This window comes from Arthrobacter sp. M2012083, from assembly GCF_000281065.1.
GTDB lineage: Bacteria > Actinomycetota > Actinomycetes > Actinomycetales > Micrococcaceae > Arthrobacter.
Genome location: NZ_AKKK01000065.1, coordinates 1 through 14,298 on the forward strand (window position 1 = coordinate 1; position 14,298 = coordinate 14,298).

The 14,298-nt window shown below is 63.8% G+C and carries 13 protein-coding genes; 6 read left to right on the forward strand and 7 right to left on the reverse strand.

Annotated elements, in window-relative coordinates; translation table 11 throughout:
* Positions 1-1,006, reverse strand: a 1,006-nt coding sequence (hutU, locus tag A477_RS0120560) for a urocanate hydratase (RefSeq protein ID WP_017200733.1), incomplete at its 3' end; no start/stop codon positions are given.
* Positions 1,007-1,168: 162 nt separating this feature from the next.
* Here hutU and A477_RS0120565 point away from each other — a divergent pair.
* Positions 1,169-1,606 carry an SRPBCC family protein gene (locus tag A477_RS0120565; protein ID WP_017200734.1) on the forward strand — a complete coding sequence of 146 codons (438 nt, stop codon included), beginning with the start codon at positions 1,169-1,171 and terminating at the stop codon, positions 1,604-1,606.
* Here A477_RS0120565 and A477_RS0120570 read toward each other — a convergent pair.
* Positions 1,603-2,409, reverse strand: a complete 807-nt coding sequence (locus tag A477_RS0120570) for an IclR family transcriptional regulator (protein ID WP_017200735.1) — start codon at positions 2,407-2,409, stop codon at positions 1,603-1,605. The two genes, A477_RS0120565 and A477_RS0120570, sit on opposite strands and share 4 nt — an antisense overlap.
* Positions 2,410-2,680: 271 nt before the next feature.
* Here A477_RS0120570 and A477_RS0120575 point away from each other — a divergent pair, with 271 nt between their 5' ends.
* The gene (locus tag A477_RS0120575; protein WP_017200736.1) at positions 2,681-4,117 is read left to right on the forward strand and encodes an amino acid permease; all 1,437 of its coding nucleotides are present in this window, start codon (positions 2,681-2,683) and stop codon (positions 4,115-4,117) included.
* Positions 4,118-4,205: 88 nt separating this feature from the next.
* On the opposite strand, the gene A477_RS0120580 is transcribed toward A477_RS0120575, so the two are convergent.
* Entirely contained in the window at positions 4,206-4,955 is a 750-nt protein-coding gene (locus A477_RS0120580; protein ID WP_017200737.1) for a 3-hydroxybutyrate dehydrogenase, read from the reverse strand.
* A gap of 4 nt (positions 4,956-4,959) precedes the next feature.
* The gene (locus A477_RS0120585; protein ID WP_026005807.1) at positions 4,960-6,348 is read right to left on the reverse strand and encodes an MFS transporter; all 1,389 of its coding nucleotides are present in this window, start codon (positions 6,346-6,348) and stop codon (positions 4,960-4,962) included.
* A 137-nt stretch (positions 6,349-6,485) separates the two neighbouring features.
* On the opposite strand from A477_RS0120585, the gene A477_RS0120590 reads away from it, so the two are divergent.
* The 3 genes from A477_RS0120590 (at position 6,486) to A477_RS0120600 (ending at position 10,928) form a co-directional block, all read left to right on the forward strand.
* Positions 6,486-7,382 carry a LysR family transcriptional regulator gene (locus tag A477_RS0120590; RefSeq protein WP_026005808.1) on the forward strand — a complete coding sequence of 299 codons (897 nt, stop codon included), beginning with the start codon at positions 6,486-6,488 and terminating at the stop codon, positions 7,380-7,382.
* A 73-nt stretch (positions 7,383-7,455) separates the two neighbouring features.
* On the forward strand, positions 7,456-9,177 hold the full coding sequence (locus A477_RS0120595) for an ABC transporter ATP-binding protein (RefSeq protein WP_237715853.1): 1,722 nt from the start codon (positions 7,456-7,458) through the stop codon (positions 9,175-9,177).
* A 47-nt stretch (positions 9,178-9,224) separates the two neighbouring features.
* Entirely contained in the window at positions 9,225-10,928 is a 1,704-nt protein-coding gene (locus A477_RS0120600; RefSeq protein ID WP_017200741.1) for an ABC transporter transmembrane domain-containing protein, read from the forward strand.
* On the opposite strand, the gene A477_RS0120605 is transcribed toward A477_RS0120600, so the two are convergent.
* Entirely contained in the window at positions 10,911-11,831 is a 921-nt protein-coding gene (locus A477_RS0120605; protein WP_017200742.1) for a spermidine synthase, read from the reverse strand. The two genes, A477_RS0120600 and A477_RS0120605, sit on opposite strands and share 18 nt — an antisense overlap.
* 118 nt (positions 11,832-11,949) lie before the next feature.
* Here A477_RS0120605 and A477_RS23575 point away from each other — a divergent pair, with 118 nt between their 5' ends.
* Positions 11,950-12,120 (forward strand): hypothetical protein, encoded by a 171-nt coding sequence (locus A477_RS23575; protein WP_017200743.1) that lies wholly within the window; start codon positions 11,950-11,952, stop codon positions 12,118-12,120.
* Positions 12,121-12,152: 32 nt separating this feature from the next.
* On the opposite strand, the gene A477_RS0120615 is transcribed toward A477_RS23575, so the two are convergent.
* Positions 12,153-12,992 carry a sucrase ferredoxin gene (locus A477_RS0120615; RefSeq protein ID WP_020372861.1) on the reverse strand — a complete coding sequence of 280 codons (840 nt, stop codon included), beginning with the start codon at positions 12,990-12,992 and terminating at the stop codon, positions 12,153-12,155.
* Positions 12,993-13,106: 114 nt separating this feature from the next.
* Positions 13,107-14,273 carry a JmjC domain-containing protein gene (locus tag A477_RS0120620; RefSeq protein ID WP_017200745.1) on the reverse strand — a complete coding sequence of 389 codons (1,167 nt, stop codon included), beginning with the start codon at positions 14,271-14,273 and terminating at the stop codon, positions 13,107-13,109.
* Between the last annotated feature and the right edge of the window lie 25 nt (positions 14,274-14,298).

Here is a 14,298-nt window from a genome sequence, read left to right on the forward strand (position 1 = left end):
CCCCGGCATCCTGGAACTCCACCATCGCCTGGACCTGACGGGCCATGGACGCCTGAGCCTTCTTCGTGAACCCTTCCGGATCCGCCTCAGCCTCAACATGCCACTCCGCCACGGTGATGCCCTCAGGAAGGTAAGACAGGGGATCATGCGCACTGGTCTGGTCCGTGACCACATCAAAGGTGACCTCCCCGGCCTTATGACGGGCCAGCAGTTCCGGGAAGACCTCAGCGGCGTTGCCCACATAACCGACGGACCAGCCACGGCGCTCATCCTTCGCGGCCTGGACCTTCGCGATCGCGGCATCCAAATCCGTTTCGACCTCGTCCAGGTACCGCTTACCCACACGCCGACGCAAACGGGACTCATCAACATCGACAATCAAGCACGCACCGTCATTCAACGTCACCGCCAGAGGCTGTGCGCCGCCCATGCCACCACAACCACCGGTCAACGTCAGCGTCCCAGCCAACGGGCCCTCCGTGGACCCCTCAGCTGCCGGCGCCGGGTGACGGCCCTCCGCAGCCAGCTTGTTCCCCACCGCAGCGAAGGTCTCATACGTGCCCTGCAAGATGCCCTGGGTACCGATGTAAATCCAGGACCCCGCCGTCATCTGGCCGTACATCATCAGGCCCTCAGCCTCCAGGCGGCGGAACTCAGGCCACGTCGCCCAATCCCCCACCAGGTTCGAGTTCGCCAACAACACCCGCGGAGCCCACTCATTCGTGCGGAACACACCCACCGGCTTACCCGACTGCACCAGGAGAGTCTCGTCCTTCTCCATGGTTTCCAGCGTCCGGGTGATCGCATCGAACGCGGCCCAAGAACGCGCAGCACGGCCCGTGCCACCATAAACCACCAAATCATCCGGACGCTCAGCAACCTCCGGGTCAAGGTTGTTCATCAACATACGCAACGGCGCTTCCGTCTGCCACGACTTGGCAGTCAACTCCGTACCCCGCGCAGCCTTAACCGGGCGGGCTCCTGTAGTGAAATCGGCGGGTGCCATGGTGGCTCCTTCGTCTGTGGGAAGTGTGTGGTGGAAAGATCTTCTGCTTCTACTAAAGCCCCTTTATCAAGCGGCCGGAACAGCTTTCGGAGTGGTGCTGTCCGGGATTACAGACCCATCCAACCCCTCGCATTTACGCGACAATGAGCGCATGCTGGACCCATGGCAACGTTCCGTGTATCGACCTTCGTCGCAGCACCACCCGAACACGTTTTCGCGACCTGGACGGATCTTGACCGGTACCCGGAGTGGATCGGCGGGGTCACCCGGGCGGGCGACCTCGTTGGTTCGATCGACGAGCCCGGCAGCCGCTACACCCTGTGGTTCGGGCGGATGGCCAGCCCCACCGAAATCCTTGAGGTTGAGCGGCCTTGGCACATCCGCACCCGCTTCGGCAATGCCATCCTCAAAGGCGAGTCAGATGTGCGGTTTGCCAGCGAAGGAGAGGGCACGCGCATCCATCAAGAGTTCGTGACCCGGGGGTTTATCGCCGGAATCTTCGGGCGGCTGTTCGCCATGGGCTCCTACCGCGGCAGCTTCCGGGGCGAGCTGGAGACGTTCCGGAAACTCGTCGAGCGCGATGCCTTGGGAACGGATTAGCCGGCCGGACGCCCGTGGATCCGCACGGACAGTTCGTCCGCTGCCTTACGGATGCGGGCGGCCAGGACCGGCCATTGCTCAGCAGGCACTTTGTCCTCCAAGAACGTGACGGCGACTGCCGCCGTCGGCCATCCCACATGATCCGTCACAGCGGCAGCGATGGAACCGAAACCCGGTGTGATTTCGCCGTTTTCCGTGGCGTAGCCGCGTTGCCGAACCTGATCCAGATGGGATGACAACGCGGAGTACTTCATGATGGGAAACTCGACTTCGTGCCGTGAAGTGAAGGCCGCGGCATTCGGATACAGCGCGCGAACTTGCGATTTTGGTAGCGCGGCAAGGATCGCGCGGCCCGAGGCAGTGAGATGGCTGGGCAGGCGGACGCCGACGTCGGTCACCAGGCTCGGGCGGTTCTTGGCGCGTTCCTCCACGATGTAGAGAACGTCGCGCCCATGCAGCACCGCCAAGTGCGCGCTCTCACCGATCGCGTCCACCAGCGAAGCGAGCATGGGGCGGCCAAGCCGGGACAACGGCTCCTGCCGGGAATATGCGGAGCTGAGCTCGAACGCGCTGATGCCAAGCCCGTAACGCTGTTCCTCGTGCAGGTGGAGGACAAAGCCGTTCGCCTCCATCACGCCGAGCAGGTGGTACACACTGGATCGCGGCAGGCCGAGCGCTGTTGCGATGTTCGACGCCGCCATGGGACCACGGCGCGAGGCCAACAGCTTGAGGATGCGCAGCGTATTTTCGGCGGCCGGGACTTTGGACGTGGCTTTGCCTGATGCGGTTGGCGTGCTTGTCATGGTTCCTCGCTGCTCGGGTTTCGGGATCGTCGAACCGTTACTGTCCGGTATCCCGTACTCTAGCGTGCACCCTTCGCCGGCCAATCACCAGCACGGACCGTGCAACAGCGTCCGGAATACCGGACACTCACGCGTTGTGCCCCCGGCGAGTGTCCACCGTCAGCCCGCTGTCTGCGATCAAAGACACCAAAGCCTCGTGAGTCCGATCACAAGCCGCCCAAAAGTGATCTGCTGGATAGCGATCCCCTCCCAAAGACGAGAAGGTTTTACTATGCAACAAACCAAGCTGGCTGCGGAGAGCTCTGTCCTCCAAGCCGCAGGTACGGCGCTCAGCCGAGGCCTCAACGTCCGTCACATACGCTTCATGGCGCTCGGCTCTGCGATCGGCACCGGCCTCTTCTACGGCTCCGCCTCCGCCATCCAGAAAGCCGGTCCTGCCGTCCTGCTGGCCTACATCATCGGCGGTGCGGCCGTGTTCATGGTGATGCGCGCCCTCGGTGAGATGGCCGTCCGACACCCTGTTTCCGGCTCGTTCGGCCAGTACGCAAGCAAGTACCTGGGCCCGTTCGCCGGGTTCGTGACCGGGTGGACGTACGTGTTCGAGATGGCGATCGTGGCCATAGCCGATGTCACCGCCTTCAGTATCTATATGGGCTTCTGGTTCCCACAGGTGGACAGATGGATCTGGGTGCTCGCGATCATCCTGTTCCTGGGCGCCATGAACCTGCTCAGCGTGAAAGTGTTTGGCGAACTTGAGTTCTGGTTCTCGCTCATCAAGGTGGTGGCGATCATCGCCATGATCGTGGGCGGCGCAGCGATCGTCGTGTTCGGCTTCCAAACGGGCGACGGCGGTGGCGTGGCACCGGGACTTGGGAACCTTGTGAATCACGGTGGTTTGTTCCCGAACGGTTTCGAGGGGCTCCTGGCCGCGTTCGCCGTCGTGATGTTTGCCTTTGGCGGGATCGAAACGATCGGTATCACGGCGGGCGAAGCCACAAACCCCAAGAAGGTCATCCCGCAGGCAGTTAATACTGTGCCCGTCCGCGTTTTGTTGTTCTACGTACTGACCCTGGGCGTGCTGATGAGCATCTTCCCGTGGAACGAAATCGGAAGCAGCGGCAGTCCGTTCGTGCAGATCTTCGATGGCCTGGGCATTCCTGCCGCACCTCACATTCTCAACGCCGTGGTCATCACAGCCGCTCTCTCGGCGATCAACAGCGACATTTTCGGGGCCGGACGCATCCTCTTTGGCCTGGCCCAGCAGGGACACGCACCCAAGAGCTTCAGCAAGATCTCCCGGCACGGTGTTCCCTGGATGACCGTGGTGATGATGGGCAGCATCCTGCTGGTGGGCGTCGTGCTGAATGCGGTCATTCCGGAGGACGTGTTCGTGCTCATCGCCTCCATCGCTACCTTCGCCACAGTGTGGGTCTGGGTGATGATTCTTGCTTCGCACGTCGCCATGAAACGGGAGATCAAACGCAAGGGACTGCCGGCGTCGGAATTCGGTTCGCCGTTGTGGCCTGTTGCGTCCATCCTGACCATGGCGTTCATGGCCATGGTGATCGTGATCCTGGGCGTCTTCGAGGACACGCGGGTTGCGCTCTACGTAGGCGGCACATGGCTGGTGCTGCTCTTCGTGGCTTACAAGCTGTGGGTCCGCGGGGGTGGCCTGCGCCGGGCAGAGCTGGTGGACGAGACGGCCTGATCTCCCCTGCCGAAGTGACAGTTAATGCCCATGTTCACGCGGAACATGGGCATCAACTGTCAGCTCGCCGGGGCGCCGGGGCGGGGGGCTACCGGGCCGACCACCCACCGTCCATGGTGTAGCTCGCACCGGTGACCATGCCGGCGTCGTCAGAGGCCATCCACGCTGCCAGCGAGGCAACTTCCTCCACCTCCACTAGCCGTTTCACAGCGGACTCTGTCAGCATCACCTTTGCCAGGACTTCGGCTTCGGGGATGCCGTGGAGCCGGGCTTGATCGGCGATCTGCTTCTCCACCAAGGGTGTCCGTACGTAACCAGGGTTGATGCAATTGGACGTCACTCCGCGTTCGCCGCCCTCCAAAGCGGTGACTTTGCTCAGCCCCTCAAGCCCATGTTTGGCGGACACGTAAGCACTCTTGTACGCCGAGGCCCGCAGCCCGTGGACCGACGAGATATTAATGATCCTGCCGAACCCGTTGGCGTACATGTGCGGGAGCGCGGCCCTGATGAGGAGGAACGGTGCCTCCAGCATCAGGGCCAGGATCCGGCGGAACTCCGCAGGTTCGAACTCCTCGATCGGCGCAACCTTTTGGATGCCGGCGTTGTTGACCAGGATGTCGCAGTCGAGGCTGAGGGCGGCCAGGGCGTCCACGTCCAAGAGATCCACCGTCCAGGCTGTGCCGCCCAACTCATCGGCGAGGGCCGCAGCTCCGGAGGCATCGACGTCGGCCACTACTACCTTCGCTCCACGGGCGGCGAGCGCCCGCGCGCAGGCTGCGCCGATTCCGCTCGCCCCGCCCGTGACCAGTGCCTTGCGTCCGTTCAGGGAGTTATCCATGGAGCTAGCCTTTCGAAGTAGATGAAGTGGCCAGTCCGTGACGGATGGCGTCGGCCTGGTCCACTTCCTGCAGGGCGATGCCCTTGGTCTCCTTCAGCGAAACAACTGCGACGACGGTGATGGCGCAAGCAACCACGAGGTAGATCGCTGTGGGAACCCAGGAGCCGGTGTCCTTGAGCCACTGGGTTGCCAGCAACGGTGCGAGCGAGCCGGCGAAAATCGACGTGACCTGCGAGCCTAGCGAAACACCGGAGTAGCGCATCCGGGTGGGGAAGAGTTCGGACATGATGGCTGGCTGGCCTGCGTACATGAACGCGTGGAGGCAGAGGCCGATGGTCACGGCGAGGACGATGATGACGGCGTTCTTGGTGTCGAACATGGGGAAGGCGAAGAACGGCCAGGTTGCGCCGGCGATGGCTCCCACCAGGTACACAGGCTTGCGTCCCCATGAGTCCACCAGGCGGCCGATCTGCGGGATGACCAGGAAGTGGATGACGTGGGCGATCAGGAGTGCCAGGAGGAGCGAGGACGTGTCGTACTTGTGGACGCTCTTGAGGTACACGATCGCGAAGCTCACCACGAGGTAGTACATGATGTTCTCTGCGAAGCGGAGTCCCATGGCCTGAAGGATGCCCTTGGGGTACTTGCGGATGACTTCGCCAACGCCGTAGCTGATGGCCTTTGATTCTTCCATCTGCGCCTTGGCTTCGAGGAAGATGGGGGCTTCGGTGACGTGGGTGCGGATGTAGTAGCCGACGAACACGATCACTGCGGACAGCCAGAACGCTACGCGCCAGCCCCAGCCGAGGAAGGCTTCGCTGCTGAGCACTGTGGACATGGTGAACAGGACGGCGGTGGCCAGGAGGTTACCTACCGGCACTGCTGCTTGGGGCCACGAAGACCAGAAACCGCGGGACTTGTTGGGGCTGTGCTCTGCCACCAGCAATACAGCACCACCCCATTCACCGCCGAGCGCGAAGCCCTGGATGAAGCGGAGCGCCACCAGCATGGCCGGTGCCCAGTAGCCGATCTCCATAAAGCCCGGGAGGCAGCCCATCAGGAAGGTGGAAACGCCCACAATCACGATGGTCAGCTGCAGGGTGGGCTTGCGGCCCAGCTTGTCGCCGATCTGGCCGAAGACGATGCCGCCGAGCGGACGGGCCACGAAGCCTACCGCGTAGGTAATGAACGCCTGGATGATGCCGTCCAGTTCATTGCCTGTGCTCGGGAAGAAGTACTTGCCGAAAACCAACGTTGCGGCCGTGGCGTACAGGAAGAACTCGTACCACTCCACCACGGTGCCCACCATCGACGCCGCGACGATCTTCTTGAGTCCGGAACCTTCACCGGCGCCTTTCCCTGCTCTTGATGCGGAGCGCTGCTCTACGCTCATATCCATCTCCTCAGTGTCCTCTTTGACCCATGTGAACGTGATGTGATCCACAACACGAAATGCTCCACTGAGTATTGCTGCAGATTCGTTATGCCTCAATGCCCAATAAGGCACCTTGGGTGTGCAGAATTGCAGATATGAACCCGAACCCCGACGACCTCCTCATCTTCCTGGCCGTCTCACGTTCAGGAAAATTCACGACGGCGGCCCAAGCCTTGGGGCTCAACCACACCACGGTTTCCCGCAGGATAGCGGCGTTGGAGAAGGCGCTGGGCGGCAGGGTCCTGGCACGTGCGGCCGGCGGTTGGGAAGTGACGGAGCTGGGCGCGGAAGCGGTACTCGTCGCTGAGCGCATTGAAGCTGCGGTGAGTGCCCTGGGACCGAGCGACCGCGCCCCCGACCCCATCACCGGCGTCGTACGCATGACCGCGACTGATGGTTTCAGCGCATATATCGCCGCACCAGCAGTTGCCCGCTTGCGACGCGAACATCCCGGACTCAGCGTTGAGATCGTGACCGTGACGCGAAGGGCGTTGCAACAGCGCTCGGGGCTGGACATCGAAGTGGTGGTAGGGACGCCGCAGGTTCACCGGGCGGAGGCGATCCAACTGGGCGAGTATCGGCTGGGGATGTACGCCTCCCGCGCCTACTTGGCGGATCACGGGACGCCTTCCAGCATTGAGGAGCTGACGCAGCACCAACTGGTCTATTTTGTTGACTCCATGCTGCAAGTGGACGACCTGGACGCTCCCCGCAGGCTGGTCCCCACCATGCGTGACGGGCTGAGTTCAACCAACGTGTTCGTGCATGTGGAAGCTACTCGAGCCGGTGCCGGCGTGGGCTTCCTCCCCTGCTTCATGGCCGACAGGCATGCTGACCTGGTGCGCCTCCTACCGTCCGACTTCGCCGAGCTTCTCCCCTACTGGATGGTCCTCCGCCCTGACTCCATGCGCCGCCCCGCGGTAGCCGCCGTCGTGCAGGCCTTGCGGGAGGAGACGGAGCAGCGGCGGGAGGAGCTGCTCGGCGCTGAGTAACCCAGAGGTGATAGCGCCGAGGCGGCGGGTCATACGGCGTTCTCGAACTTAGGCAAGCCTTACTATGGTAAGCATGCCATCCACTCCGGTCTCCCGGCTCTTCAGCTTCACCTTGTTCGCCAACGGCCGTTGGAAGCTGCTGTTGGCGGGCTGCACCGGACTCGCCCTGCATCAGGTCAGCGAGGCTTTGGTGCCGGCAACCATCGGCGCCGCGGTGGACAACGCCATCGAACCGAACGACGCCGGCGCCCTCTTGTGGTGGCTCGGCGCCTTGGCTGTGGTGTTCGTCGTGCTGGCTTTGTCGTGGCGCTTCGGCACCCTGGCCACCGAGCGCTCCTTTAATTACGGCTCGCATGATCTCCGCCAATTGGTGGTGGAACGGACACTTCATCCCCGCGGTATGGCCGCCCGACGCGCACCTGGCGAAATCGTAGCCATCGCTTCTTCCGACGCCGACAGGGTTGCCGGGCTGTCCTGGCTGATCAGCGGCGGCCTTGCCGCAGCGGCCGGTGTGCTCACATCGGCCGTCACACTCCTCCTCATATCAGTGCCTTTGGGGCTTGCCGTTCTCCTGGCGACGCCGGTCATGCTGCTGGTAATGCACCGGCTCACCAAACCGCTCGAAAACCGGAGCGACGTGGAGCAGTCCACCGCAGCTCGCGCCGGCGCCCTGGCCACGGATTTCATGACCGGCTCCCGCCCGTTGAAAGGGCTAGGTGCAGAGGACGCTGCCATCGCGCGCTATCGCGCCGAAAGCCGGGCATCACTGGCTTCCGCCCTGAAGGCCATTCGCGCCAAGTCCGCTTACACGGGCGCGAGCACAGCACTGTCCGCAGCATTCCTGGCCGGTATCGCCTTCTTCGCTGCGTGGTTTGCGCTCCAAGGCAGCATCACAGTGGGGCAGCTGGTGGCCGTTGTTGGTGTGGCGCAGTTTGTTCAGGGGCCCATGACCTGGCTCGGTTTCTTAAGCGTCGAACTCGCGCGCAAGCGCGCCTCAGCGGCCCGCATCGCAGTCCTGCTGGAAGAACCCGAGGCGGTGCCGGCACCCGGAGCCGAAGAACGTTCGACGACGGCAATGGGCCCGGTTTCGACACCCGCTTCACCGGGCGAACCAGCACCGCTGCTGGAGCTCCGGCCGGGCGCGGCGCACGTTGCCTTCCCGCCCTTTACGGCCTCCGCCGGCGAAATTGTGGGTGTCGTCCTTCCGGACAGCACACATGCGCGACAGTTGGTGGACACGTTGGGCTGCCGCACGCCCGCACCCCGCGGCCTCTTGTCCATCGATGGCCACGACGCCGCAGACCTCGATCCCCTACACGTCCGTTCAAGGGTCTTCGCCGACAACCACGACGGGGTCCTCTTCAGCGGCAGTGTCCGCGACAACATGGCAGTATCCCACGCTGAACTGACGGAACGGGCCATGGCCGCTGCCGCCGTCGGGGATTTCGTGTCACAACTGCCGGAAGGCACCGAGACCGTCCTCACCGGGCATGGCCAGAGCCTTTCAGGTGGCCAGCGCCAACGGCTGGTTCTTGGCCGCTCGCTGCACCAGCAGCAACCCGTGTTGGTCCTGCACGACCCCACCACCGCCGTCGACACCGCCACCGAAGCCGTCATCGCGGACGGTCTGCGAAACTTCCCGGACAAGGCCCTGGTTCTCGTGACCACAAGCCCCACGCTGCTGGCCATCTGCGATCGGGTGGTGGTGGGCGGAGCCGATGGGGCACCGGAAACCGGTACGCACCGGGAACTTCTCGCCAAGTCGGCTGGCTACCGTGAAGTGGTGGGCTCGTGAACTCGGAAATCCTGCCTATTGCCACCCCTCGCGAGACCCGGAAAGCAATGTGGCGCCTGTTGGCGCAACGCCCCGGCAGGCTCACCCTGACCATCTTGGTGTTACTGGCGGCATCCTGCTGCGGCTTGGCAGCGCCAGCACTTCTGGGCGTCATGGTCAACATCGCAGCATCCGGAGGGGACGTCCTGTCCCTGCTGTGGCTGGCACTTGGGCTATTGGCCGCCGGTGGCCTGGGTGCCCTGCTGGGCATCGTGGGGCAGAACCTGCTGGCCCGGATCTGCGAGGAAGCGCTGGCCGGGTTGCGCGAGGAAGTGTTCGCGGCAGCTGTCCGGAAACCCCTGGCACAACTGGAAAAGGCGGGCATCGGCGACGTTGTGGCCCGGGTTTCCGGCGATGTTGAAGCAGTCAGTGAGGCAATTTCCGGGGTGCTGCCAGCGTTCACCAGCGCAGCTTTCACTATCGGGGTGACCCTGTTGGGCTTGGGCGTCATCGACTGGCGCTTCGCGGTGGCCGTGCTGGTTGCTGCCCCTTTGCAGGTCTTCACCCTGCGCTGGTTCCTCAGGCGAACCGCGCCCATCTACCGGACGGTCAGGATCACCGAGGCCAGCCGAACCGAGCAGATCATCGAGACCGTCCATGGCTCCCCGTCGGTTGTGGCCCTGGGCCTCGGGTCACGCCATGCGGATCTTGTGGCAGCAGCCTCGCACGAGAACATCGGCCACTCGCTGCGCGGGGTGGGTTATCTGACCCGGTTCTACAACCGCCTCAACCTTGCGGAACTGATCGGCCTGTCCGCGGTTCTGGTGGTGGGATTCTGGCTCCACGCCGAGGGTGCTGTCACCATCGGCGCCGCGACGGCGGCCGCCCTGTACTTCTACCGGCTGTTCGATCCGATCGGCCTGGTCCTGGGGCAGTTCGATGAGCTTCAAAAAGCCGCAGCCGGCTTGGGGCGCATGTTCGGGCTAACGATGTCCGCGGCGCCAGTCACGGCTCAGGCCCCTGTAACTGGCTCTGATGCCGGCATCGTCTTGGACGACGTCACGTTTGCCTATCCGGGCCAGAGGCCGGCCCTCACGCGGGTTTCCCTCACGGTCGGCTCGGGCGAGCGGGTGGCGATTGTCGGCACTTCGGGCGCGGGCAAGACCACATTGGCCAAAATCATCATGGGTTTGGAGCGCCCTGGCAGCGGGACAGCCTGGGTGGGCGGTCTGGACTCCGCCGCCGCTGCCCCGGCGGACCTGCATCAGCGTATAGGCATGGTCAGCCAGGAAGTGCACGTTTTCTCGGGCACGCTCGCCGAAGACCTCAGGCTCGCCAAGCCCGGCGCTTCTGCCGAGGAACTCACACGCGCCCTGCATGCTGTTGGGGCTGCTTGGGTTGAAACGCTCGACGACGGTTTGGAGACTTCCGTAGGCGCTGGCGGGCATCAGCTCACACCAGAGCAGGCCCAACAGCTGGCCTTGACTCGGCTGATGCTGAAGGACCCGCCCATTGCGGTGCTCGACGAAGCCACTGCAGAAGCGGGAACCGGGTCTGCCACCATGCTCGATCAGGCTGCGGAAGCTGCCTTGGCTGGCCGAACGTCCGTGGTGATCGCGCACCGATTATCCCAGGCAGCGTCGGCGGACACCGTGGTGGTCATGGAACACGGGCGGATCGTCGAGTCGGGTTCCCACCAGGAACTACTGGCCAACGGCGACCGCTACGCCCACCTGTGGGAGGCGTGGAACAGCTCACTCAGCCGGAACTGAGGCTTCAACCAAGGGCTCAGCCGGCGGGTCATGCCGCACCGGGATTCCCTTGGCGAAAGCGCGCACTTTGGCGTCATCCCAAATGTGTGCCGGCACTCCCCCACCGAGTAGCTTGCGGGCCAAGGTGGGGTCGTCGCCGAACGGCGCATGGCTGCCCGCCATGATCATATTGCCGTACCGGCGCCCCTTCAGCATGGCTGGATCGGCAATGATCATGGTGTGCTCGAAGGTGTCCGCGATGGTGGCGGCATCAGCCCGGGCGTTCTTGAGGTCCGGAGCATCGCCCGAGTTCACTACATACAATCCGTCGGGGGCGAGAACCGAGTCCGCGTGCGCTGTGAACTCCCGGGTGGTCAGGGCGCGGGGCGTGAAGGCTCCGGCGAAGACGTCGCGAATGATGAGATCGCGGCTGTCCGGAGTAAGGGTTTCAGTGACTTGCCGGGCTTCGCCCACGCGGATCCGCAGCAAGGGCGCCTTGGGTAGATCGAACCAGCCGCGCACGTAGTCAGCCAGCTTGCCGTCGAGTTCAACCACTACCTGCCGCGCTTCAGGGTAGGCCGCGTGGAAGTAGCGGGCCATGGAGCAAGCTCCCCCACCCAGATGAAGGCCACGCAGCTTGGGCTTCTGCTCTCGCGGCCACCGCGATTCAACCAGGGCAGCGATCCAACGCATGTACTCAAAATCCAGGAACAGCGGGTCAGCCAGGTCAATGTGCGAGCTCATGACGCCGTTGATTCTCAGAAGCCAACCATTGGAGTTGTCCTGGTCCTGCAGCAACTCGCAGTCGCCCGTATCGATGTAGTAGACGCCCGCGACCGGACCGTCAGGGCGGGTGCCGGTTGGCACCTCGACGACTCCCGCCGTCGACCTCTGGGACCTGGTTACCTTGCCGCGTTTTGCCACTACTTCCGCCCTGCCTGAGTCATGCCTCAAGCCTAGTGGAGCGCCACATTACTCCGAACGGTCACATCGAAAGTAAGGCTACTTACCGTTTTGCCTTCAGGGGCCCTATGATCTCTACATGGAACTCGGAGCATCGGTGTGGGCGGAGGTTTTGACGGTCGCAGTCGCATGGCTGACGGTGGTCTGCCTGCTACTCGCCCGCGTCCCCAAGCCACCGAGCCTCCTCGATTCACCGCTGGAGGGTTCACCGCTGGATATGGACCAGCCTGAAGAACCAGAGCCGCGCTAAAACGTGGTAACCCGTGCCACGGTCCGCACATGTCAGGTTCTGCGGATGGAAGTGGGTTCGTAGACTATCACCGAGCCCTCCGTAGGCGCCCGGCAGGTGAGCTGACGCAGCGGCGTGCGGCGGGCCTGCAATTCCACATCGACATGCGCCGGGTGGGGCGGCTTGCCGGTGAGGTGGATGCGCCAGTGATCGCCCTCGCGCAGCGACTCTGTGACTAGATAATCATGCCGACCGGCAGGGCCGAACCGTTCGAGCACGGCCGCGATGGCCGCCTGCTGCGGTGGGAGGAGGTCCGTGTATCCGCGCAAATACTCTGCTCGGATGCGGTCTGTGAGGTGATCCTCGACAGTGGTGACGGAGGACCCGGCGTCGAGTCCTCCGTAATACACGCCGTCGGGAGCGATGACGGCGTTGGCCGCGAACCTGTCACCGCCAACGTGGGAACACTCCCACACCAATTCCGGCCATCGCTCACTGAGCGCACGGCCCGCGGGCCGGCCCCGCACTGCGCAGCAGGCGTCATGCTGCCCATGAGCGCAGACCAGGATAACCGGCGGAAGACCGGGCTTTCCGGGAGATGCCAAGGCTGAAACTATCCCTGCAAGGTCCTGATCCCGTTCCCATGTTCCCCACAGCTGTTGATAGGCGCCGGAGCTTTGATGGCGGAGCACGGCCCAACTGCTCGGACCAAGGCGTCGGCGGGGGCCCGGCCGACGCACCAGGAGAATCCGTGCATTCGCCGCCCGTGCGGCAGCGACTACGAGGGCCTTGGTTCCGGCTTCGATACCAATGCCCTCGAAACCATCGGGTGGCCATGCTCCCCGATACTCTACGAGCACCCAAACCAAGCAGGGTGACGCCGTGCCTGCCATCGAGTCGCCCCGCACCCGGGCACTTTCCGCGCAAAAGAAACGAGCCGTTGCGGCAATTGGGGATGTCACGGTTCGGGGTCGCAGTTCAAGCCGATGCCATTGTTCACGGCGATATCACTGTTCAACGGGGACGAGAACTCCTGCGCGCAACAGCCTTTCCACAAGGACAACGCCGAGATCACCGGCGAGGTGAGCATCGCCGTCCAGCAGGCGCCGCACGGAGGGCAGATCGATCTCGGGGAAGTCGAGCCAACCGACGCGGGTAGTCAAGCGTGAGCCCTCAAACCGGGCTTCAAGTGCACCCCGAAGCCGCACCAGCGTCTCCGGGCCGAGGCCCTCGACGGCCGCGAGCTGGGCCACCGGACCGAGCGGGGCCGGGCGACCCTGTCCCCGCCGTGCGCGCTGGAAAAGGGATGTGCTATCTGCCTCCAGGACGGCGGCGGCGAGGCGTTCACGAACCGCGGCAATCTCCCCTTCGGGACCACCCACGCCCACTGGCAAGGATCGGCGCATCTCGGGATCGTCGCATAGCGCCGCAAGTGCGGCCTCCGCCAAGTGTTCTGCCAGCGCGTGGCGGGTCCAGCTGTGTATTCCCAGAGTGAGATGGATCGAGACCTTCCCCTGCGCCTGGGCGGCATGCAACCAACCGCGCGGTAAGTAGAGGACATCGCCAGGCTCCAAAACGGTGTCAATATAAGCCTCACCCTGGGCGGCCTCGGCGACGGCGGAGCGGCGATCGGTCCAAGGCTGGCTTCGCAGGGGGTCCACGTGTACCGGCTCATGGATGATCCAGCGTTTGGTCCCCTCGATTTGTAGGACGAAAACGTCGTGGACGTCGTAGTGATCGTCGAAGCCACGGTTCTGAGGCGGGGTGACGTATGCGTTCGCCTGCACAGGATGTCCGAGCTCGGTGCCCAGCTTTGTGCTGAAGCTCGACACAGGCTCCCACGTGCGATGCAGCGCCTGCAGGACGAGGGTGGCTCCATCGCCGAACTTGCGCCATAGCTGAGTGTCGTCCAGCTGGTCCGAGATGGTGGCACCAACGCCTGCCGGAGAGGTGTACGAGGATTCAGGGAGAGTGGAGCCACCCTTGGCGACGCGCAGGAAGGGTGTCCGCAGGCCCCGGCGCGAAATCAGCTCGTCAACTGCGTTGGCCGAGAACAAATCGGAGAAATCGCTGACGCCACGGGAGAGTAGCGCAGTTCGCCCCCAGACCTCGCTGGCGAACCTCTCCTGGCCGATGTCGATCAGGCGTTTTTCCAGGACCCCGGCGTCCTTCACAGCGCCGGGGTCCTGGAAATCAGTA

Excerpts from the sequence above, each read along its gene's own strand:
- A477_RS0120565 (WP_017200734.1), top strand. The coding sequence starts at position 1,169 with ATGGCAACGTTCCGTGTATCGACCTTCGTCGCAGCACCACCCGAACAC.
- A477_RS0120570 (WP_017200735.1), bottom strand. The coding sequence starts at position 2,409 with ATGACAAGCACGCCAACCGCATCAGGCAAAGCCACGTCCAAAGTCCCG.
- A477_RS0120575 (WP_017200736.1), top strand. The coding sequence starts at position 2,681 with ATGCAACAAACCAAGCTGGCTGCGGAGAGCTCTGTCCTCCAAGCCGCA.
- A477_RS0120580 (WP_017200737.1), bottom strand. The coding sequence starts at position 4,955 with ATGGATAACTCCCTGAACGGACGCAAGGCACTGGTCACGGGCGGGGCG.
- A477_RS0120585 (WP_026005807.1), bottom strand. The coding sequence starts at position 6,348 with ATGAGCGTAGAGCAGCGCTCCGCATCAAGAGCAGGGAAAGGCGCCGGT.
- A477_RS0120590 (WP_026005808.1), top strand. The coding sequence starts at position 6,486 with ATGAACCCGAACCCCGACGACCTCCTCATCTTCCTGGCCGTCTCACGT.
- A477_RS0120595 (WP_237715853.1), top strand. The coding sequence starts at position 7,456 with ATGCCATCCACTCCGGTCTCCCGGCTCTTCAGCTTCACCTTGTTCGCC.
- A477_RS0120600 (WP_017200741.1), top strand. The coding sequence starts at position 9,225 with ATGTGGCGCCTGTTGGCGCAACGCCCCGGCAGGCTCACCCTGACCATC.
- A477_RS23575 (WP_017200743.1), top strand. The coding sequence starts at position 11,950 with ATGGAACTCGGAGCATCGGTGTGGGCGGAGGTTTTGACGGTCGCAGTC.
- A477_RS0120615 (WP_020372861.1), bottom strand. The coding sequence starts at position 12,992 with ATGGCAGGCACGGCGTCACCCTGCTTGGTTTGGGTGCTCGTAGAGTAT.